Here is an 18,507-nt window from a genome sequence, read left to right on the forward strand (position 1 = left end):
CACACAAGGAGTTACGGAACCCATGGACGCTGTGACCCAGGTCCCCACCCCCGTCAACGAGCCGGTGCACGGCTACGCCCCCGGCACCCCCGAGCGGGCCCGGCTGGAGGCCAAGCTCAAGGAGCTGGCCGACAACCCGGTCGACCTGCCCTGCACCATCGGCGGTGAGAAGCGGATGGGCGGCGGCGAGCGCTTCGACGTCGTGCAGCCGCACAACCACAAGGCCCGCCTCGGCACCTACGCCAACGCCACCCAGCAGGACGCCCAGGACGCCATCGACGCGGCCCTCGCCGCCGCCCCCGCCTGGCGCGCGATGTCCTTCGACGACCGCGCGGCCATCATCCTGCGCGCCGCCGAACTGCTGGCCGGCCCCTGGCGCGAGACCATCGCCGCCTCCACCATGCTGGGTCAGTCCAAGACCGCCCAGCAGGCCGAGATCGACAGCCCCTGCGAGCTGGTCGACTTCTGGCGCTTCAACGTCCACTACGCGCGCGGCATCCTCGCCGAGCAGCCCCCGGCCAACTCCCCGGGCGTGTGGAACCGCCTCGACCACCGGCCGCTGGAGGGCTTCGTCTACGCGATCACGCCCTTCAACTTCAGCGCCATCGCGGCCAACCTGCCCACCGCGCCCGCGCTGATGGGCAACGTCGTGGTGTGGAAGCCGTCCCCGACGCAGACCCACGCCGCCGTGCTGCTGATGCAGCTGCTGGAGGAGGCCGGACTGCCCAAGGGCGTCATCAACCTCGTCACCGGCGACGGCCTCGCCGTGTCGGAGGTGGCCCTCGCCCACCGCGACCTGGCGGGCATCCACTTCACCGGCTCGACCAAGACCTTCCAGCACCTGTGGAAGACGGTCGGCCAGAACATCGAGAAGTACCGCACCTACCCGCGTCTGGTCGGCGAGACCGGCGGCAAGGACTTCGTCGTCGCCCACCCGAGCGCCGACCCCGCGATCCTCAAGACCGCGCTGACCCGTGGCGCCTTCGAGTACCAGGGCCAGAAGTGCTCGGCCACCTCCCGCGCCTACATCCCGGCCTCGATCTGGAACTCCGGCTTCAAGGAGGAGTTCGCGGCCGAGGTGGACGGCATCACGATGGGTGACGTCACCGACCTGTCGAACTTCATCGGCGCCGTCATCGACGAGCGGTCCTTCGCCAAGAACAAGGCCGCCATCGACCGTGCCCAGGAGGACCCGGCCTGCACGATCGTCGCGGGCGGCTCCTACGACGACTCGGTGGGGTACTTCGTGCGCCCGACCGTCATCGAGTGCGCCGACCCGGAGAACGAGGTGTTCCGCACCGAGTACTTCGGCCCGATCCTCGCCGTGCACGTCTACGAGGACGACAAGTACGACGAGATGCTGACCCAGATGGAGTCGGTGTCCGACTACGCCCTCACCGGCTCGGTCATCTCCAACGACCGCGCGGCGGCGGCGTACACGATGGAGAAGCTGCGCTACGCGGCCGGCAACTTCTACATCAACGACAAGTCGACCGGTGCCGTGGTCGGTCAGCAGCCCTTCGGTGGCGGCCGTGCCTCCGGCACCAACGACAAGGCCGGTGCCCCGCAGAACCTGATGCGCTGGACGCTGACCCGCGCCATCAAGGAGACGCTGGTCCCGCCGACCGACTACACGTACCCGCACATGGGCTGACGCCCACCCCGATCGCGAACGGGCCAGGTCACCCCCCGACCTGGCCCGTTCGTCTGTCCGCATCCGGAAGAACCCCAGGTCAGGAGGGTGTGACCCACTCCACCGTCTCAGATAGTAGGAAGCCCAAGTAATTGTGCAGACAGATGCTCCCGGCACCCTTACTTTTGTAGGAGCCGAACGCATCGCTCGATCCAGCGAACGGCGGTCGTGAGCCGGCCCCACACAGGCGACCCCTGTGGCCGTGGCTCCCCGCCCCTTCCGGCGTCTCGTCACCCTCCGCGCACCCGCATCTCTGCGCGCGCTTCCGAAGGAGTCGATCAGCCATGCCCGAGACGACCGCCCGCCGCCGCGTCCGCCGCTCCGTCCGCAGCGCCGAGAACGACCGCAAGAACGCCGCCGCCGCCCTGCAGCGCGCCCTCGACCGCCGGGACAACGGCGGCTCGACCGGCCACTGACCGGCGGCTCGACCGGCCACTGACCTGCCCGACCGGCCACTGACCTGCCCGACCTGACCTGCCCGACCGGCCACTGACCTGCCCAACCGGATGCTGACCCGCCCGGGTGTCCGTATGGCGGACGCCGCATGTCATCCCGTGGGACGAGGAGTAGGGTTCCCGCATGTCTCGCAGCATCGATCTCGCAGTGATCCCCGGTGACGGCATCGGCCAGGAGGTCGTGGCCGAAGGCCTGAAGGTCCTCTCCGCCGTCCTTCCGCAGGATGTGAAGCTGGAGACCAAGGAGTTCGACTTCGGCGCCCGGCGCTACCACGCCACCGGTGAGACCCTCACCGACGCCGACCTCGACGCGCTCAAGCGGCACGACGCGATCCTGCTCGGCGCCATCGGCGACCCGAGCGTCCCTTCCGGGGTCCTCGAGCGGGGCTTCCTGCTCAAGCTCCGCTTCGCCTTCGACCACCACGTCAACCTGCGGCCGTCGAAGCTCCTCCCGGGCGTCGCCACGCCCCTCGCCGGACAGCCCGAGATCGACTTCGTGGTCGTCCGCGAGGGCACCGAGGGCCCCTACACGGGCAACGGCGGCACCATCCGCAAGGGCACCCCGCACGAGGTGGCCACCGAGGTCTCCGTCAACACGGCCTTCGGTGTCGAGCGTGTCGTCCGTGACGCCTTCGCCCGCGCCCAGGCCCGCCCGCGCAAGAAGCTGACGCTGGTCCACAAGAACAACGTGCTCACCTTCGCCGGCCACCTGTGGACGAACGTCTTCAACAAGGTGGCCGAGGAGTACCCGGACGTCACCACCGACTACATCCACGTCGACGCCGCCACCATCTACCTGGTCACCGACCCGGCCCGGTTCGACGTCATCGTCACCGACAACCTCTTCGGCGACATCATCACCGACCTCGCCGCGGCCGTCTCCGGCGGCATCGGTGTCGCGGCCTCCGGCAACATCAACCCGGGCCGTGAGTTCCCGTCCATGTTCGAGCCCGTGCACGGCTCGGCCCCGGACATCGCGGGCCAGGGCAAGGCGGACCCCACCGCCACGGTCCTGTCCGTCGCGCTCCTGCTGCGCCACCTGGGCCACGACGCCGAGGCCGCCCGCATCGAGGACGCCGTCTCCGCCGACCTCGCGGAGCGCGGTGGCCTGCCCGCCCGCAGCACCTCGGAGATCGGCGACGCGCTCGCCGCACGAGTAGCCGGCTGACCCGGCGCCACCTCGACACCACTCGAAGCCGCCGGGTCGCATCCGCACCCGGCGGCTTCGTCTGTTCACCGCCGGGTGACGTCGACGACCACCGGGCCGCAATCACCCTGTTTCTTCCCCTGCCTCCGCCGGGCGATAATCGAACGCGGAGCCGCGGACTGAGGGAATGCTCGGACGTCCTGGTACTGGCCACGGGCCGTACGGGCGTGTGCGCGGCCCGTCACTACAACTGGTGAAGGACAAGCACTCATGACGACGCCCACGATCGAGCTCAAGCCCTCGGCCCACCCGCTCTCCGACGCGGAGCGCGAGGCGATCCTGGCCAACCCCGGCTTCGGCCGCCACTTCACCGACCACATGGTGGCGGTCAAGTGGACCGAGGGCCGCGGCTGGCACGACGGCCAGCTCGTCCCGTACGCGCCGATCTCCCTCGACCCGGCGACCACCGTGCTGCACTACGCGCAGGAGATCTTCGAGGGCCTCAAGGCCTACCGGCAGCCCGACGGGTCCGTCGCCACCTTCCGCCCCGAGAAGAACGCCGAACGCTTCCGGCGCTCCGCCGCGCGCCTGGCCATGCCGGAGCTGCCCGTCGAGACCTTCATCGAGGCGTGCGACGCGCTGGTCGCCCAGGACCAGGCGTGGGTCCCGGCGCACGGCGGCGAGGAGTCGCTGTACCTGCGGCCCTTCATGATCGCCACCGAGGTCGGGCTGGGCGTGAAGCCGGCCAACGAGTACCTGTTCCTGGTGATCGCCTCCCCGGCCGGCGCCTACTTCCCGGGGGGCGTGAAACCGGTGTCCATCTGGGTCTCCGAGGACCGCGTCCGCGCCGTCCCCGGCGGCATGGGCGACGCCAAGACCGGCGGCAACTACGCGGCCTCCCTGCTCGCGCAGGCCGAGGCGGCGGCCAAGGGCTGCGATCAGGTCTGCTACCTCGACGCCGTCGAGCACCAGTGGGTCGAGGAGCTGGGCGGCATGAACCTGTACTTCGTGTACGGGAACAAGATCGTCACGCCGGCCCTCACCGGGTCGATCCTGGAGGGCGTCACCCGTGACTCCCTGCTGGACGTCGCCCGCGACCTCGGCTACGAGGCGGTCGAGGAGCGCGTCTCCGTCGAGCAGTGGCAGCGCGACTCCGAGAACGGCAGCCTCACCGAGGTGTTCGCCTGCGGTACGGCCGCCGTCATCACGCCGGTCGGCACGGTGAAGCGCGCGAGCGGGGAGTGGCAGCAGAGCGGCGGCGAGCCCGGCGAGGTCACCGTCCGCCTCCGCCAGGCCCTCCTCGACATCCAGCGCGGCACGGTGGAGGACAAGCACGGCTGGATGCACAAGCTGGCGTGACGGGTGAGGGGTCCGGGGCCGCGGCCCCGGACCCCTCGTACCTGTACGGCGCTGTTAGACCCGCTCGTCCTCCAGCGCCCGTACGGGCGTCACGGGCGCCGAGGTTTCCCGGGTGCGGCGCGTCGCCAGGACGTACGACGCCCCGCCCGCCGCGCCCGACAGCAGGAAGCTCCCGTCCACCCCTCCCGTCAGGGCGACCAGCGGGCCTTCGTAGGAGGGCAGGGAGACGGCGAGGAGGCCGACCGTCGAACCCAGGGCCCAGGACACCGTCGCCGGGATGTTCCAGCCGGCGGTGTACCAGTACGCCCCGCCCCGCGCGCGGCGGTTGAAGACCTGGAGCGCGTCCGCGTCGTAGACACCTCCGCAGCGCACGGACCCGATCAGGGTGATCACCGCCCACGGGGTGCCGACGGCGGTGAGCAGCAGGACGAACGAGGTCATCGCGTCCTGCGCGGTCGAGAGGTAGTGCCCCCCGAAGACGCAGACCGTCGCGACCACCGCGACGACATACGTCGCCGTCGCCCGTGACGCGCGCGGCAGGATCGCGTCCAGGTCGAGCCCCATCGAGTACAGCATCAGCCCCGCGTTGCCGACCGACCCCGCGGACGCGGCCAGCAGGAGCGGCACCAGGTACCAGCCGGGGGCCGCGTCGACCAGCGGGCCTGCGTAGTCGAGGGCGGCGTGGGCCGCGTACGCCGTGAACGTACCGAAGAGCTGGGGCACCAGCAGTCCCAGCATCAGGCCCAGCCAGGTCGCGCGCAGCACCCGCCGGGAGGAGAAGCGGGCGGGGGAGATGTACCGGGTGTAGTCGCCGAGCAGGGTGATGAAGGCGATCGGCCCGGACAGCCCGGCGGCCACCGCGGCCAGCAGCCAGGTCGGCCAGTAGCCGTCCAGCAGATAGCCCCCGGCCTCGGGCAGCGCCCCGGTCGTGAAGCCGGGCGCGTAGGCGATCACGCCCAGGACCAGCAGGGCCGTCATGCCGAACGCCAGCACCCGGGACATGGCGAGCAGCACCCGGTAGCCGTAGACCGCGCCCGCCACGGTCGCCGCCGCGAGCAGCGCGTAGACCACGGTGTACGCCGTCCCGTCGGCCGGCAGCCCGAACAGCCGCCCGAGCACCCCCACCATCACGTCCCCGCCGATCCACACGGTCAGCGCGGTGTAGCCGAGCGCCAGCAGCAGCCCGACGACCGAGCCCACCAGCCGCCCGCGTACGCCGAACTGCGCGCCGGAGGAGGTCGACAGGTTGGTCGCGGTGCGCAGCGAGACCAGGGCCAGCGGCGCGGTGAACAGCGTGCCGACGACGGTGCCGGCCACCACCGAGGTGACCGACGACCACCAGTCCAGGCCGAAGGACGGCGGCAGCCAGCCGAAGACGATCACGCCCAGGCAGAGGTTGGACCCCAGCAGGATCGAGACGAGGTCACGTGGCCCGCTGGTGCGTTCCGCCTCGGGGATGGTGTCGACTCCGCGCAGTTCCCTCGGCATGGCTGGTCTCCTTCAACGGTCACCCGGCGTTCAGCTGTTTAGAGCGACGTTCAATGTGTCTTCTCAGAGGCCCCCCGTCAACGGTTTCGCTCGACGAATCGGAGGTTTAGAGTGATGCTCTAATCGAGGACCGAGGGAAGGCAAGGAGGTGTTCACGGCGTGAGACTGACCCCGACGGAACGCGACCGGCTGCTGCTGTTCGGCGCGGCCGAGCTGGCCCGGGCCCGCCGCGCCCGGGGACTCAGGCTGAACGTCCCCGAGGCGACGGCGCTGATCGCCGACACCGTCTGCGAGGCCGCCCGGGACGGCGCGCGCCTGGCGGACGCCGTGGAGCGGGCCCGCTCGGTGCTGGGCCCGGACGACGTGCTGCCCGGGGTGGCCGACGTGGTCACCGAGGTGCACGTCGAGGCCGTCTTCGACGACGGCTCCCGGCTCGCGATCGTCGCCGACCCCGTCGGAGGCGGCCTCGGCGGGGACGCCCCGGGCGCGCTGCTCCCCGGCCCCGCCCACTCGGACCCCGAGCCGGTGGCCGCGCTGACGGTCACGAACACCGCCTCCGTGCCCGTCTCGGTCACCTCCCACTTCCACTTCTTCGAGGCCAACCCGCGCCTGGATTTCTCCCGGGCCGACGCCTATGGCATGCGGCTCGCCGTGCCCGCCGGGTCCTCCGTGCGCTTCGGGCCGGGCGAGACCCGGCAGGTCGGTCTGGTGCCGATCGGCGGGGCCCGTGTCGCCGTCGGCTTCGCCGGACTGGTCGACGGCCCGCTGGACGCGCCGGGCGCGAAGGAGGAGGCGCTGCGCCGCGCGGCCGCCTGCGGCTACCTGGGTGCCACGGTCCCCGGCGACCATCCCGGCACCGCGGAAGGAGCCACACCATGAGCCGCACCCTGGGCCGCGGGACCGGCGAGTACGACGGCCTCGACCCGCACGCCTACGCCGCCACCCACGGCCCCCGGGCCGGAGACCGCCTCCGCCTCGGCGACTCCGGCCTGGTGATCCGCGTCGAGTCCGACACCCAGCGGTACGGGGACGAGTTCCTCGCCGGGTTCGGCAAGACCGCCCGCGACGGACTCCACCTCAAGGCCGCCTCCGTCCGCGAGACCTGCGATGTCGTCATCAGCAACGTGGTGGTGATCGACGCCGTCCTCGGCGTCCGGAAGGTGTCCGTCGGCATCCGGGAGGGCCGGATCAGCGCGATCGGGCGCGCCGGGAACCCCGACACCCTCGACGGCGTGGACGTCGTCGTCGGCACCGGCACCACGATCGTCTCCGGCGAGGGGCTCATCGCCACCGCCGGCGCGGTCGACACCCACGTCCACCTGCTGTCGCCGCGCGTCATGGAGGCGTCCCTCGCCTCCGGGGTGACCACGGTCATCGGGCAGGAGTTCGGCCCGGTGTGGGGCGTCGGCGTCAACTCGCCCTGGGCGCTGCGCCACGCGTTCTCCGCCTTCGACGCCTGGCCGGTCAACATCGGCTTCCTCGGCCGGGGTTCGTCGTCCCACGCGGCCCCGCTGGTCGAGGCGCTCGCCGAGGGCGGCGCGTCCGGCTTCAAGGTGCACGAGGACATGGGCGCCCACACCCGCGCCCTGGACACCGCGCTGCGCGTCGCCGAGGAGCACGACGTCCAGGTGGCCCTGCACAGCGACGGCCTGAACGAGTGCCTGTCCGTGGAGGACACCCTCAAGGCGCTGGAGGGCCGCACCGTGCACGCCTTCCACATCGAGGGCTGCGGCGGCGGACACGTCCCCAACGTGCTGAAGATGGCGGGTGTGCCGAACGTCATCGGCTCCTCCACCAACCCCACCCTGCCCTTCGGCCGGGACGCGGTCGCCGAGCACCACGGCATGATCGTCTCCGTTCACGACCTCAAGCCGGACCTGCCCGGCGACGCCGCCATGGCCCGCGACCGGGTCCGTGCCGGGACCATGGGCGCCGAGGACGTGCTGCACGACCTGGGCGCCATCGGCATCACCTCCTCCGACGCCCAGGGCATGGGCCGCGCCGGGGAGACCGTCCGCCGGACCTTCGCCATGGCCGGGAAGATGAAGGCCGAGCTCGGCGCGGACGGCGACGACGACAACGAACGGGTGCTGCGCTACATCGCCAAGCTGACCGTCAACCCGGCCATCGCGCACGGCCTCGCGCACGAGGTCGGCTCCCTCGAACCGGGCAGGCTCGCCGACATCGTGCTGTGGCGCCCGGAGTACTTCGGGGCGAAGCCCCAGCTGGTGCTCAAGTCCGGCTTTCCCGCGTACGGCGTCACGGGCGACCCCAACGCGGCCACCGACACCTGCGAACCCCTCGTCCTCGGACCGCAGTTCGGCGCGTACGGTGCCACGCCCGCCGACCTGTCGGTGGCGTTCGTCGCCCGCGCCGCCGTCGAGCAGGGCCACGACACCCTGCCCACCCGGCGCCGTCGCGTCGCCGTGCGCGGCACCCGCGGCATCGGGCCCGCCGACCTGCTCCGCAACTCCCGCACCGGTTCCGTCGACGTCGACCCGCGCACCGGTCTGGTCACCCTGGACGGGGAGCCGCTGCGCTCCCGGCCCGCCGACGAGGTCTCCCTCAACCGCCTCTACTTCCTCTGAGGACCCAGATGAACACGCCCGCCTCCGACGGCTTCCGCATGCCCGCCGAGTGGACCCCGCACGAGCGCACCTGGATGGCCTGGCCCAGCCCGAACCCCACCTTCGCCGACCCGGGCGACCTGGCCGCCGCCCGTACCGCCTGGGCCGAGGTCGCCCGTGCCGTGCGCCGCTTCGAGCCGGTCACCGTGGTGTGCGGCCCGGGGCAGTCGGCGCAGGCGCGCCGGCTGCTCGGGCCCGGCATCGACACCGTGGAGCGGGAGCTGGACGACGCCTGGATGCGGGACGTCGGACCCACCTTCCTCACCGACGGTGCGGGCCGGCTGGCCGCCGTGGACTGGACGTTCAACGGCTGGGGCGCCCAGGAGTGGGCCCGCTGGGAACACGACGCGAAGATCGCCGCACACGTCGCGGACCTCGCCGGGGCGCGGACGTACGCCACGGACCTCGTCAACGAGGGCGGCGGCATCCACGTCGACGGCGAGGGCACCGTCCTGCTCACCGAGACGGTCCAGCTCGGCCCCGAGCGCAACCCCGGCCGGAGCCGGGCCGAGGTCGAGGCGGAGATCCACGCCCACCTGGGCACCAGGAAGGCGATCTGGCTGCCGCGCGGCCTCACCGCCGACTATCCGCCGTACGGCTTCGGCACCCTGGGCCACGTCGACATCGTCGCCGCCTTCGCCCGGCCCGGTGTGGTCGTCGCCCACCACCAGCCCGACCCGGCCCACCCGGACCACGAGGTCACCCGGGAGGCCATCGGCCTGCTGCGGGGGGAGACGGACGCGCGAGGGCGTCGCCTGGAGGTCGTCGAGGTGCCCGCCCCGGCCGTACTGGAGGCGGACGGCCACTGGGCCGACTACTCCTACATCAACCACTACCTGTGCAACGGCGGTGTGGTGCTCTGCGGCTTCGACGACCCCCGCGACGAGGTCGCCACCGGCATCTTCCGCCGCCTCTTCCCCGACCGCACGGTCACCCAGGTCGACGCCCGGACGGTCTTCGCGGGCGGCGGCGGCATCCACTGCATCACCCAGCAGCAGCCGAGAACCACGGTCCGGTAGAACGTACGGGTGAACGTACTGCTCTGCGTGACCTGCGGGACCCGGCTGACCGAGCCGGTCCGCCGCCTCGACGAGATGTCCGGGTACCCCGGCCGGGACGGGGTCCCGGGCCCGGACGGCCGCCGGCAGGGTCCGCCGAGCGTCCCCCGCGGGACGTACGCCGTCGATCCGCTGCCGTTCGGGCCGCCGTTCCGACCGGCCGATCCCGACGCGGAGTACGACGGCGTCGTGCCCGGCGGCAGGTGGATGTCCGACGAGCGGGGCTTCCTGCTCTCCGAGGGGCCGCGCGGCACGTATGTGCTGCGCCCGGACGACGTCGTGCACACCGGCCCGCACCCCGACTCGCGACGCTTGAGCGGGTGCTGCGGTCTCGACGGACACAGGGGGGCCAACCACGTCTGCGGCTGCGGGGCCGAGGTGGCGATCGTGTGCACGGACTGCTGCAGCGGCTACGAGACCAGGCTGGTCCCGGACGCCGTCCGGGTGGAGGCCGCTCCGTGACCGCCGCCCGTCGTCGCACCCCCGCGCCGCCGCGTGAGGACGTCCTCGCCGCCGCCATGGCGATGATCGCCGAGCGCGGTCTGGAACAGCTCACCATGGCGGCGCTCGGCCGCGAGGTCGGGATGAGCAGCGGGCACCTGCTCTACTACTTCGGCTCCAAGGACGAACTGCTGCTGCGCACCCTGGAGTGGAGCGAGGGACGCCTGGGCGCCGAGCGGGCCCGGCTGCTCGCCCGCACCGGCACCGCCCGCGCCCGCCTCGACGCGTACGTCGAGCTGTACGTGCCCGACGGGCACCGCGACCCGCACTGGACGCTGTGGCTGGAGGTGTGGAACCGCTCGCAGAACGCGGCGGCCGAGGCGCGCGACCGGCAGGCCGCGATCGAGGGCGCCTGGCACCGCGACCTGGTGGCGCTGCTCGCCGAGGGCGTCTCCCGGGGCGAGTTCCGTGCCGTCGACGCCGACCGTTACGCCGCCCGGCTGCGCGCGCTGCTCGACGGCCTGTCCATCCACGTGGCGATCGGCCTGCGTGGCACGGACCGGCTCCAGGTCCTGGACCACGTAAGGGAGTTCCTCGACGAGACGCTGCTCGGACAGGGCTGAGAACCGCGCCGGACCACGGGTGCGGCGTCTCACCGCACCGGGTGCGCCGCCCGCATCCTGAGACGGACGGTGAGCGGACGGGCGGTGTGTGCCAAAATCCCCCCGTGCTCTCGTTCGCCACGATTATTGGCAGCAGGCGCGCCGGTCCGCAGTGACCGCACGTACGACACCGTACGGGCGGACACCGTCGTCCTCGACCCGCGCGCAGACCTCTCGCACCCGCGAGAGGTTTTTCTGTTTCCTGGCCCACCCGCAGCCGGGAACCGGGCGCGAGGGACCATGGGGGAACGGTGGAACCGGTCATTCCGGTAGACCGAGATCCAATACAGGAGCCTTCAGACCATGACCGCACCCAGCGAGCTCGACGACTCGTTCCACGTCTTCGACACCACCCTGCGCGACGGCGCCCAGCGTGAGGGCATCAACCTCACGGTCGCCGACAAGCTGGCCATCGCACGGCACCTGGACGAGTTCGGCGTGGGCTTCATCGAGGGCGGCTGGCCCGGCGCCAACCCCCGCGACACCGAGTTCTTCGCCCGCGCCCGGCAGGAGATCGAGTTCCGCCACGCCCAGCTGGTCGCCTTCGGCGCCACCCGCCGCGCCGACACCACCGCCGACCAGGACCCGCAGGTGAAGGCGCTGCTCGACTCCGGCGCGCCGGTGATCACCCTGGTCGCGAAGTCCCACGACCGGCACGTCGAGCTCGCGCTGCGCACGACCCTCGATGAGAACCTCGCGATGGTCCGCGACACGGTCTCCCACCTCAAGGCGCAGGGCCGCCGCGTCTTCGTCGACTGCGAGCACTTCTTCGACGGGTACCGCGCCAACCCCGAGTACGCCAAAGCCGTCGTCCGCGCCGCCTCCGAGGCCGGGGCCGACGTCGTCGTCCTGTGCGACACCAACGGCGGCATGCTCCCGGCGCAGATCCAGGCCGTCGTCGCCACCGTCCTCGCCGACACCGGCGCCCGGCTCGGCATCCACGCCCAGGACGACACCGGCTGCGCGGTCGCCAACACCCTCGCCGCGGTCGACGCGGGCGCCACCCACGTGCAGTGCACCGCCAACGGCTACGGCGAGCGGGTCGGCAACGCCAACCTGTTCCCGGTCGTCGCGGCCCTGGAGCTGAAGTACGGCAAGAAGGTCCTGCCCGACGGCCGGCTGCGCGAGATGACCCGCATCTCCCACGCCATCGCCGAGGTCGTCAACCTCACCCCCTCCACCCACCAGCCCTACGTCGGTGTCTCCGCCTTCGCCCACAAGGCCGGACTGCACGCCTCCGCGATCAAGGTGGACCCCGACCTGTATCAGCACATCGACCCCGAGCAGGTCGGCAACACCATGCGGATGCTGGTCTCCGACATGGCCGGCCGCGCCTCCATCGAGCTCAAGGGCAAGGAGCTCGGCATCGACCTCGGAGGCGACCGCGAACTGGTCGGCCGGGTCGTGGAGCGGGTCAAGGAGCGCGAGCTCAAGGGCTACACCTACGAGGCCGCCGACGCCTCCTTCGAACTGCTGCTGCGCGCCGAGGCCGAGGGCAGGCCGCTGAGGTACTTCGAGGTCGAGTCGTGGCGGGCGATCGTGGAGGACCGCCCCGACGGCACCCACGCCAACGAGGCCACCGTGAAGCTGTGGGCGAAGAGCGAGCGCATCGTCGCCACCGCCGAGGGCAACGGCCCGGTCAACGCCCTCGACCGCGCCCTGCGCGTCGCCCTGGAGAAGATCTACCCCCAGCTCGCCAAGCTGGAGCTGGTCGACTACAAGGTGCGCATCCTGGAGGGCAAGCACGGCACCCAGTCCACGACCCGGGTGCTGATCTCCACCTCCGACGGGGAGGGCGAGTGGTCGACGGTGGGCGTCGCGGAGAACGTCATCGCCGCCTCCTGGCAGGCCCTGGAGGACGCCTACACCTACGGACTGCTGCGCGCCCAGGTCGAACCCGCCTGACCCGGCCCGGCGCGGCCGAGGTCTTCCGGACCGGAGGCCACAGGTCCGCGTCCTGAGGGCACCGGACCGGCGGGCGGTTTCGACGTCCACCGGTCCGGATGTCCGTTTCCAGGCATATTCAGGTAGCTTCGAAGGTATGAAGGCCGCATCGACGCGTACCCTCCTCCGCCTGCTGATCCTGCCGGTGGCCGCCGCCCTGGCGATCCTGATGGCCGGCGCGCCGGGGGCGCGGGCGGCCACCGACCTCTCCGTCGTCGCCGAGAAGCTCCGCGACAGCCCCGTCTACGTCGATCCCGCCGCCCGGGACATCCTGTCGGCGTCCGACGCCGAGGCCCTCGCCGACAAGATCGAGGACGCCGACAAGCCGATCTTCATCGCGGTCCTCCCGGCGGACTTCCCCACCCAGAACCTCTTCCGCGAGCTACGCACCGAGACCGGCGTCACCGGGCTCTACGGCGTCCGGCTCGGCGACCGCTTCGACGCCCGGGCCGACAGCAGCGTGATGAGCCGGCAGGGTGTGTCCAACCTGGTCGGGTCGGTGCAGAGCGCCGGGGACGCCAAGGCCCAGCTGAACGACTTCGTCGACAGCGCCGTGCGCAACATCGGCGGCGGCGCGCCGAACTCCTGGAGCGACGGGTCCGGCGGGGTCCCGGTCGGAGGTCTGATCACCGTCGGCGCGCTCGTGGCGGCCGGCGGAGCGGGCGCGTACGCGGTGACCCGTCGCCGCAGGCTCCGCCACGAGGAGGAGCAGCGGGCCGCGCTGGAGAAGCTGCGGGTCGTGGTGGACGAGGACATCACCGCGTTCGGCGAGGAACTCGACCGTCTCGACTTCCACCCGGGCGAGCCCGGCGCGGACGACGCGATGCGCGCGGACTACGAGCGCGCGCTGGACGCCTACGAGCAGTCCAAGAGGTACATGGCGGCCGCCGGGAAACCGGAGGACGTCCGGCCGGTGACCGAGGCCGTGGAGGACGGCCGGTTCGCACTCGCCTCGCTGGCCGCCCGCCGTGAGGGCAGGCCGGTGCCGGAGCGCCGCCCGCCCTGCTTCTTCGACCCGCGCCACGGACCCTCGGTCGCCGACGCCCGGTGGACGCCGCCCGGCGGTTCCGAGCGCGAGGTGCCGGTGTGCGCGGCCGACCAGGCCCGTCTGGCCGACGGCCGGGACCCGGCCGTCCGCGAGGTCGACACCGAGTACGGCCGCCGTCCCTACTGGGAGGCCGGCCCCGCTTACGGCCCCTGGGCCGGCGGCTACTTCGGCGGCGGCCTGCTGCCCGGCCTGCTCGTCGGCACCCTGCTCGGCGGCGTGATGGCCGGCCCCGGCTACGCGGCCGACTACGGTTCCGGCTACGGGGACTTCGGCGGCTACGGCGGCGGCGACGTCTCGGGCGCCGACTTCGACCCCGGTGACTTCGGGGGCGGGTTCGGCGGAGGCGGGGACTTCGGCGGAGGCGGCGGCGGCGACTTCGGCGGAGGCGGGTTCTGACCGCTCACCGGTGCCCGCCGGTGGTGCCCGGACACGCGAGCGCCCGCCCTCCCGCACAGGGTGCCGGGGAGCGGGCGCGCTCGGGCGCGGGGCGCTGTCGACCGCCGCGAGGGGGCGTCACGCCTTGCGGATCGCCGAGATGTCGAAGTTCAGCTTGATCTTGTCCGACACCAGCACGCCGCCCGTCTCCAGGCCGGCGTTCCAGGTCAGGCCCCACTCGGAGCGCAGGATTTCGGTCCTGCCCTCGAAGCCGACGCGCTCGTTGCCGAACGGGTCCTTCGCGGCGCCGTTGAACTCCAGGTCGATGGTGATCGGCCGGGTGGTGCCCAGGATGCTCAGATCACCGGTGATCCGGTAGTCGTCGCCGCCCAGGGCCTCGGCCTTGGTGGAGCGGAACGTCATCGTCGGGAACTCGTCCGTCTTGAAGAAGTCCGCGCTCTTCAGGTGACCGTCACGGTCGGCGTTGCCCGTATCGATGCTGTCCATCACCACGTCGAGCGTGGCCGTGGAGCGGCTCGGGTCCGAGCCGTCGAGCTGCAGGGTGCCGGTGAAGTCCTTGAAGCTGCCCTTCACGTTGGTGACCATCGCGTGGCGCGCCACGAAACCGATCGTGGTGTGCGCCGGGTCGATCGTGTACTCGCCGGTCAGCGCGGCCAGGTCCGGGCTCACCGCGGAGTCGGTGGCGCCCTTGTCGTTGTCCTTGCGGCCGAAGAGACCCATGATGTTCCTCCTGGGGAGATCACGTTGAATGTTCAACTAACTCAACACGGCCCACCGTAGACCCATTCCCTTCAAAGTTCAACATCTTTCGGGGAAGGTGTCGTGATCCCTCGCTCGAACGAGTGATAGTGATCGGCCGGGCCCGTCTAGTCCGGCGTGCGGCGGGTCGGAGCGCCCTGCGTCGCGCCCCGGGTGTGGACGTAGAGCTGGCGCCGGTCGCCCACATCCAGCCGCTGCGGGAGCGGCAGTTCGTGACGCACCGGACGCGCGTGGTCGGCGAGCTGCCGGCGCGGGTTGTACACCTGGTTGAACTTCCACAGCATGCGGGCGAAGTTCGTCTGCCCGTGCGCCAGGTTGCGGGTCAGCACGCGCGCCGCCCCGAACGCCGTGCGCAGCCCCAGGTGCTTGCGGTTGATGACCGCCTGGGTGCGCACCAGCTCCTCGTAGAAGCGGTCCAGCGGCAGCGTGGTCGGCACCACCGCGTGCTGGATGTCGAACAGCCGGTAGTCGCGCGTGGTGAGACGCCGCGACTCGGTGTGCCAGATCTCCGTCCCCGGGTACGGCGTCATCACCGTGAAGTGCACGATCTCGGGCACGGCCAGCGCGAACTCCCGCACCACCCGGAACCGCTCCTCGTCCCACGACGGGTCCACGATCAGGTTGATGGCGACCCGGATGCCCATCCGGCGGGCCACCTCCAGCGCCTTCAGGTTCTCGTCGGGGCTGATCCGCTTGCGGTAGAGGTCGAGCCCCTCGGCGTCGATCGCCTCCATGCCGAGGAACATGTACCGCAGCCCCAGCCGTGCCCAGCGCTCGAACACCTCGGGATGGCGCAGCAGCACGTCGGCGCGGGTCTCCAGGTAGTACTGCTTGCGGATGCCGCGCCGCTCCACCTCGGCCGCGATCGCGTTGCCGTGCTCGGGCCGGATGAACGCCACGTCGTCGACGATGAACACGTTCGGCTCGCGGATCCGCGCCAGGTCCTCCGCCGCCGCCTCGGGGGACGCCTTGCGGTAGCTGCGGCCGTAGAAGGTCCACGCCGAACAGAAGGAGCAGTCCCAGGGACAGCCGCGGGTGAACTCGATCGAGGCGCACGGGTCCAGTTCCCCGATGAAGTAGCGGCGCCTGCCGCGCATCAGGTCGCGGGCCGGGAGCGGGGTGTCGATGCCGTGCAGCATCAGCGGGGCCGGGCCGCGCCCCGACGCCGTGACGACGCCCGGCACCCCGTCCACCCCGCCGTCCCGCACCGCCTCCAGCAGCGGTGCCACGGCCGGCTCGCCCTCCCCGCGCACCACGGCGTCGACGGCACCCCCCGCCTGCTCGATGACCTCCTCGGCGACGAAGGAGACGCTGTGGCCGCCGAGGAACACGAAGCAGCCCGGCACCTCCTCCTTCACCCGCTCCGCCAGCCGGATCGCCTCCGGGATGTTCGCCAGGTAGTTCAGCGAGATGCCGAGGGCCTCGGGGCGGAAGGAGCGCACCTCGTCGCGCAGCCGCCGCACGCTCAGCACCTGGAGGTCGACCACCCGGACCTCATGGCCCGCCTCGCGTGCGGCACCGGCCACCCGCTCCAGACCCAGGGGTTCGAGCCGGAGGAAGATCTCGGAGTACATCAGGGCGCTGGGGTGGACGAGCAGCAGACGCATCAGTGTGACCTCGCCACGGAGCCGGGATCGGAGCTGGACGTCCCTTTCGTAACCCGGCGAGGCGCGGCACGTACTGCCCATACGCCCGCATGGCCGCACCCGGCGGCCCGCAGGAGTGGTCCTGCGGCGCGGCGCGCCGCACCCGCGACCGCCCGCGTCCCGCCCGGCTCAGGGCGGCCGCGCGCACCGGCGGGGTGCCGCCGCGGCTGCCGCGAACGGGCCGCTGCGCTGGCAGCCGCACCGGACCGGGGGTGTCCTGGATGGCGAGGCCCGCAGCGACAGCGCATGGGAGACCGACTCGTGACCACCACCGGCTCCGATTCCACCTACGACCCCCCGGCGGATCCCGCCGCCTCCGCCGTCCCCACCGGGGCGGCGGCCCCCGGACAGGGCCCGCCTCGCACGGACCGGCGGGTCGCCCTCGTCACCGGCGCGTCCTCGGGCATCGGCGCGGCCACCGCCCGGCGCTTCGCCGCCGGCGGCTGGCACCTGCTGCTCAGCGGGCGCGACCGGCGACGGCTGGAGGAGACGGCCTCGGGCACGTCCGCCGTCCTGCTGCCCGCCGACCTCGCCGCCCCGGACGGGGCGAAGATGCTGGCCGAGGCCGCGTTGAGGCAGGCGGGACGCATCGACCTGCTCGTCGCCGGGGCGGGCATCGGCTGGGCGGGGCCCTTCCTGACCATGCCGCACACCGACATCGACCGGGTGCTCTTCCTCGACCTCAACGCCACCCTCCACCTGGTCCGCGAGGTGCTGCCCGCCATGGTCGCCTCGGGCGGCGGCCGGGTGGTGCTGGTCGGGTCGGTGGCCGGCTCGGTGGGCGTGCGCGAGGAGGCGGTGTACTCCGCGGCCAAGGCCGGACTGGCCGCGTTCGCCGAGGCGCTCCGGCAGGAGCTGCGCGGCACCGGCGTGGGCGTCACGCTGGTCGTGCCGGGGCCCGTCGAGACCGGCTTCTTCGCTCGCCGGGGCCGGCCGTACCACCGCTCCCGGCCACGCCCCACCTCGCCCGGCCGGGTCGCGGCCGCCGTGTGGGAGGCGGTCGACGAGGCCCGCGACGACACCTACGTCCCGTCCTGGCTCACCCTTCCCGCCCGGGTCCGCGCCCTCACCCCCGGCCTCTACCGCAAACTGCTCAACCGCTTCGGCTGAGCCCGCTCGCGACCCCGGCCCGGTGCCCGCGGGCGTGTTCCCGGCTGCCCGGCCGGGCAGGGCCCCCGGGTTTCCGGCGCGGAGGACGGCGACGTGACGCAGGGACGGCGGCCGGGACCCGGCCGGGACGATCCGTACGACACGCTGCGGCGGCGTTGGACGGATCTCACGCTCGGCACCGGATACGACCCGGCCGCCGAGCCGTACGCCTCCCAGCCGGCCGCCGGGAAACGCGCCCGCGCCCTCCGGACGCCATGGACCCCCCTCCCGGGTCCCTCCGGCCCGTCTCCCCTTCGACCCTCCCTCCGGCATCACCGCCACCTGCGCCCGCATGTGGACCCTGACCCTCGCCTCGTCTGCCTGACCGGGCTGGGGGCGAGTTGGGGGACCCGTCCCGGACGCCCGCTGGGTGGGCGGCACCACCGAACGCCGTGGCCAACGACGGTGCCCGGCAGGGCGTCGCCGTACCGCCCTCGGTCTCACCGCCGTTGCCTTCCGGCGGGCCGGAGGCGCCGGGAGGGCTCACCGCCTCCCGCCCGGCTGATGTGCTGCTGCGCCCGTCAAGGGCGTACTGTCATCCCCGGCGTGAGCGAGCCGACCCGAACGGGCGAACCGGTGGAGATCGAATGGGATCATCCGGTGAGGGAGGTGCTCAAGGCCTCCGGGTCCGTGGA

General features: G+C 72.4%; 15 protein-coding genes. 12 read left to right on the plus strand and 3 right to left on the minus strand.

Annotated elements, in window-relative coordinates:
• Window positions 1-22 precede the first annotated feature (22 nt).
• The 4 genes from pruA (at window position 23) to F3L20_RS06845 (ending at window position 4,654) form a co-directional block, all read left to right on the plus strand.
• Complete coding sequence (gene pruA, locus F3L20_RS06830; protein WP_150153062.1) at window positions 23-1,654, plus strand: L-glutamate gamma-semialdehyde dehydrogenase; 1,632 nt, start codon at window positions 23-25, stop codon at window positions 1,652-1,654.
• 323 nt (window positions 1,655-1,977) lie between these two features.
• Window positions 1,978-2,109, plus strand: coding sequence for a hypothetical protein (locus tag F3L20_RS35230; protein ID WP_106967124.1), 132 nt, complete (start codon window positions 1,978-1,980; stop codon window positions 2,107-2,109).
• A gap of 163 nt (window positions 2,110-2,272) precedes the next feature.
• On the plus strand, window positions 2,273-3,316 hold the full coding sequence (locus tag F3L20_RS06840; protein ID WP_145830220.1) for a 3-isopropylmalate dehydrogenase: 1,044 nt from the start codon (window positions 2,273-2,275) through the stop codon (window positions 3,314-3,316).
• Between the two features lie 249 nt (window positions 3,317-3,565).
• The gene (locus F3L20_RS06845) at window positions 3,566-4,654 is read left to right on the plus strand and encodes a branched-chain amino acid aminotransferase (RefSeq protein WP_150153064.1); all 1,089 of its coding nucleotides are present in this window, start codon (window positions 3,566-3,568) and stop codon (window positions 4,652-4,654) included.
• A gap of 54 nt (window positions 4,655-4,708) precedes the next feature.
• Here F3L20_RS06845 and F3L20_RS06850 read toward each other — a convergent pair whose 3' ends face one another.
• A complete protein-coding gene (locus tag F3L20_RS06850; RefSeq protein ID WP_150153066.1) occupies window positions 4,709-6,142 on the minus strand; it encodes a cytosine permease in 1,434 nt (477 codons plus the stop codon).
• 159 nt (window positions 6,143-6,301) lie between these two features.
• Between F3L20_RS06850 and ureA the strand changes: the two genes are divergently transcribed.
• The 7 genes from ureA to F3L20_RS06885 all read left to right on the plus strand — a co-directional run bounded on the left by ureA (window position 6,302) and on the right by F3L20_RS06885 (window position 14,318).
• Window positions 6,302-7,021 carry an urease subunit gamma gene (gene ureA, locus F3L20_RS06855; protein WP_150153067.1) on the plus strand — a complete coding sequence of 240 codons (720 nt, stop codon included), beginning with the start codon at window positions 6,302-6,304 and terminating at the stop codon, window positions 7,019-7,021.
• Complete coding sequence (locus F3L20_RS06860) at window positions 7,018-8,730, plus strand: urease subunit alpha (protein ID WP_150153069.1); 1,713 nt, start codon at window positions 7,018-7,020, stop codon at window positions 8,728-8,730. The genes ureA and F3L20_RS06860 overlap by 4 nt, the downstream gene beginning before the upstream one ends.
• An 8-nt stretch (window positions 8,731-8,738) precedes the next feature.
• Complete coding sequence (locus F3L20_RS06865) at window positions 8,739-9,788, plus strand: agmatine deiminase family protein (RefSeq protein ID WP_150153071.1); 1,050 nt, start codon at window positions 8,739-8,741, stop codon at window positions 9,786-9,788.
• Between the two features lie 9 nt (window positions 9,789-9,797).
• Window positions 9,798-10,289: a hypothetical protein gene (locus F3L20_RS06870; protein WP_150153073.1), complete on the plus strand. Its 492-nt coding sequence runs from the start codon at window positions 9,798-9,800 to the stop codon at window positions 10,287-10,289.
• A gap of 56 nt (window positions 10,290-10,345) precedes the next feature.
• Entirely contained in the window at window positions 10,346-10,891 is a 546-nt protein-coding gene (locus tag F3L20_RS06875) for a TetR/AcrR family transcriptional regulator (protein WP_240810930.1), read from the plus strand.
• A 342-nt stretch (window positions 10,892-11,233) separates the two neighbouring features.
• Entirely contained in the window at window positions 11,234-12,835 is a 1,602-nt protein-coding gene (gene cimA, locus F3L20_RS06880) for a citramalate synthase (protein ID WP_150153077.1), read from the plus strand.
• Between the two features lie 136 nt (window positions 12,836-12,971).
• Complete coding sequence (locus tag F3L20_RS06885; RefSeq protein WP_150153079.1) at window positions 12,972-14,318, plus strand: hypothetical protein; 1,347 nt, start codon at window positions 12,972-12,974, stop codon at window positions 14,316-14,318.
• Between the two features lie 117 nt (window positions 14,319-14,435).
• Here F3L20_RS06885 and F3L20_RS06890 read toward each other — a convergent pair whose 3' ends face one another.
• Window positions 14,436-15,038, minus strand: a complete 603-nt coding sequence (locus tag F3L20_RS06890; protein WP_150153081.1) for a YceI family protein — start codon at window positions 15,036-15,038, stop codon at window positions 14,436-14,438.
• Between the two features lie 146 nt (window positions 15,039-15,184).
• Window positions 15,185-16,684: a hopanoid C-3 methylase HpnR gene (gene hpnR, locus F3L20_RS06895; protein ID WP_145830231.1), complete on the minus strand. Its 1,500-nt coding sequence runs from the start codon at window positions 16,682-16,684 to the stop codon at window positions 15,185-15,187.
• Window positions 16,685-16,984: 300 nt separating this feature from the next.
• Between hpnR and F3L20_RS06900 the strand changes: the two genes are divergently transcribed.
• On the plus strand, window positions 16,985-17,833 hold the full coding sequence (locus F3L20_RS06900; RefSeq protein WP_150157246.1) for an SDR family NAD(P)-dependent oxidoreductase: 849 nt from the start codon (window positions 16,985-16,987) through the stop codon (window positions 17,831-17,833).
• Window positions 17,834-18,507 lie beyond the last annotated feature (674 nt).

The sequence above is a fragment of the Streptomyces tendae genome, assembly GCF_008632955.1.
Classification (GTDB): domain Bacteria; phylum Actinomycetota; class Actinomycetes; order Streptomycetales; family Streptomycetaceae; genus Streptomyces.

Bases quoted from the DNA above. Each gene is read 5' to 3' on its own strand.
- F3L20_RS06850 (WP_150153066.1), bottom strand. From the start codon at position 6,142: ATGCCGAGGGAACTGCGCGGAGTCGACACCATCCCCGAGGCGGAACGC.
- cimA (WP_150153077.1), top strand. From the start codon at position 11,234: ATGACCGCACCCAGCGAGCTCGACGACTCGTTCCACGTCTTCGACACC.
- F3L20_RS06865 (WP_150153071.1), top strand. From the start codon at position 8,739: ATGAACACGCCCGCCTCCGACGGCTTCCGCATGCCCGCCGAGTGGACC.
- F3L20_RS06845 (WP_150153064.1), top strand. From the start codon at position 3,566: ATGACGACGCCCACGATCGAGCTCAAGCCCTCGGCCCACCCGCTCTCC.
- F3L20_RS06860 (WP_150153069.1), top strand. From the start codon at position 7,018: ATGAGCCGCACCCTGGGCCGCGGGACCGGCGAGTACGACGGCCTCGAC.
- F3L20_RS06840 (WP_145830220.1), top strand. From the start codon at position 2,273: ATGTCTCGCAGCATCGATCTCGCAGTGATCCCCGGTGACGGCATCGGC.
- F3L20_RS35230 (WP_106967124.1), top strand. From the start codon at position 1,978: ATGCCCGAGACGACCGCCCGCCGCCGCGTCCGCCGCTCCGTCCGCAGC.
- F3L20_RS06875 (WP_240810930.1), top strand. From the start codon at position 10,346: ATGGCGATGATCGCCGAGCGCGGTCTGGAACAGCTCACCATGGCGGCG.
- hpnR (WP_145830231.1), bottom strand. From the start codon at position 16,684: ATGCGTCTGCTGCTCGTCCACCCCAGCGCCCTGATGTACTCCGAGATC.
- F3L20_RS06890 (WP_150153081.1), bottom strand. From the start codon at position 15,038: ATGGGTCTCTTCGGCCGCAAGGACAACGACAAGGGCGCCACCGACTCC.
- F3L20_RS06885 (WP_150153079.1), top strand. From the start codon at position 12,972: ATGAAGGCCGCATCGACGCGTACCCTCCTCCGCCTGCTGATCCTGCCG.
- pruA (WP_150153062.1), top strand. From the start codon at position 23: ATGGACGCTGTGACCCAGGTCCCCACCCCCGTCAACGAGCCGGTGCAC.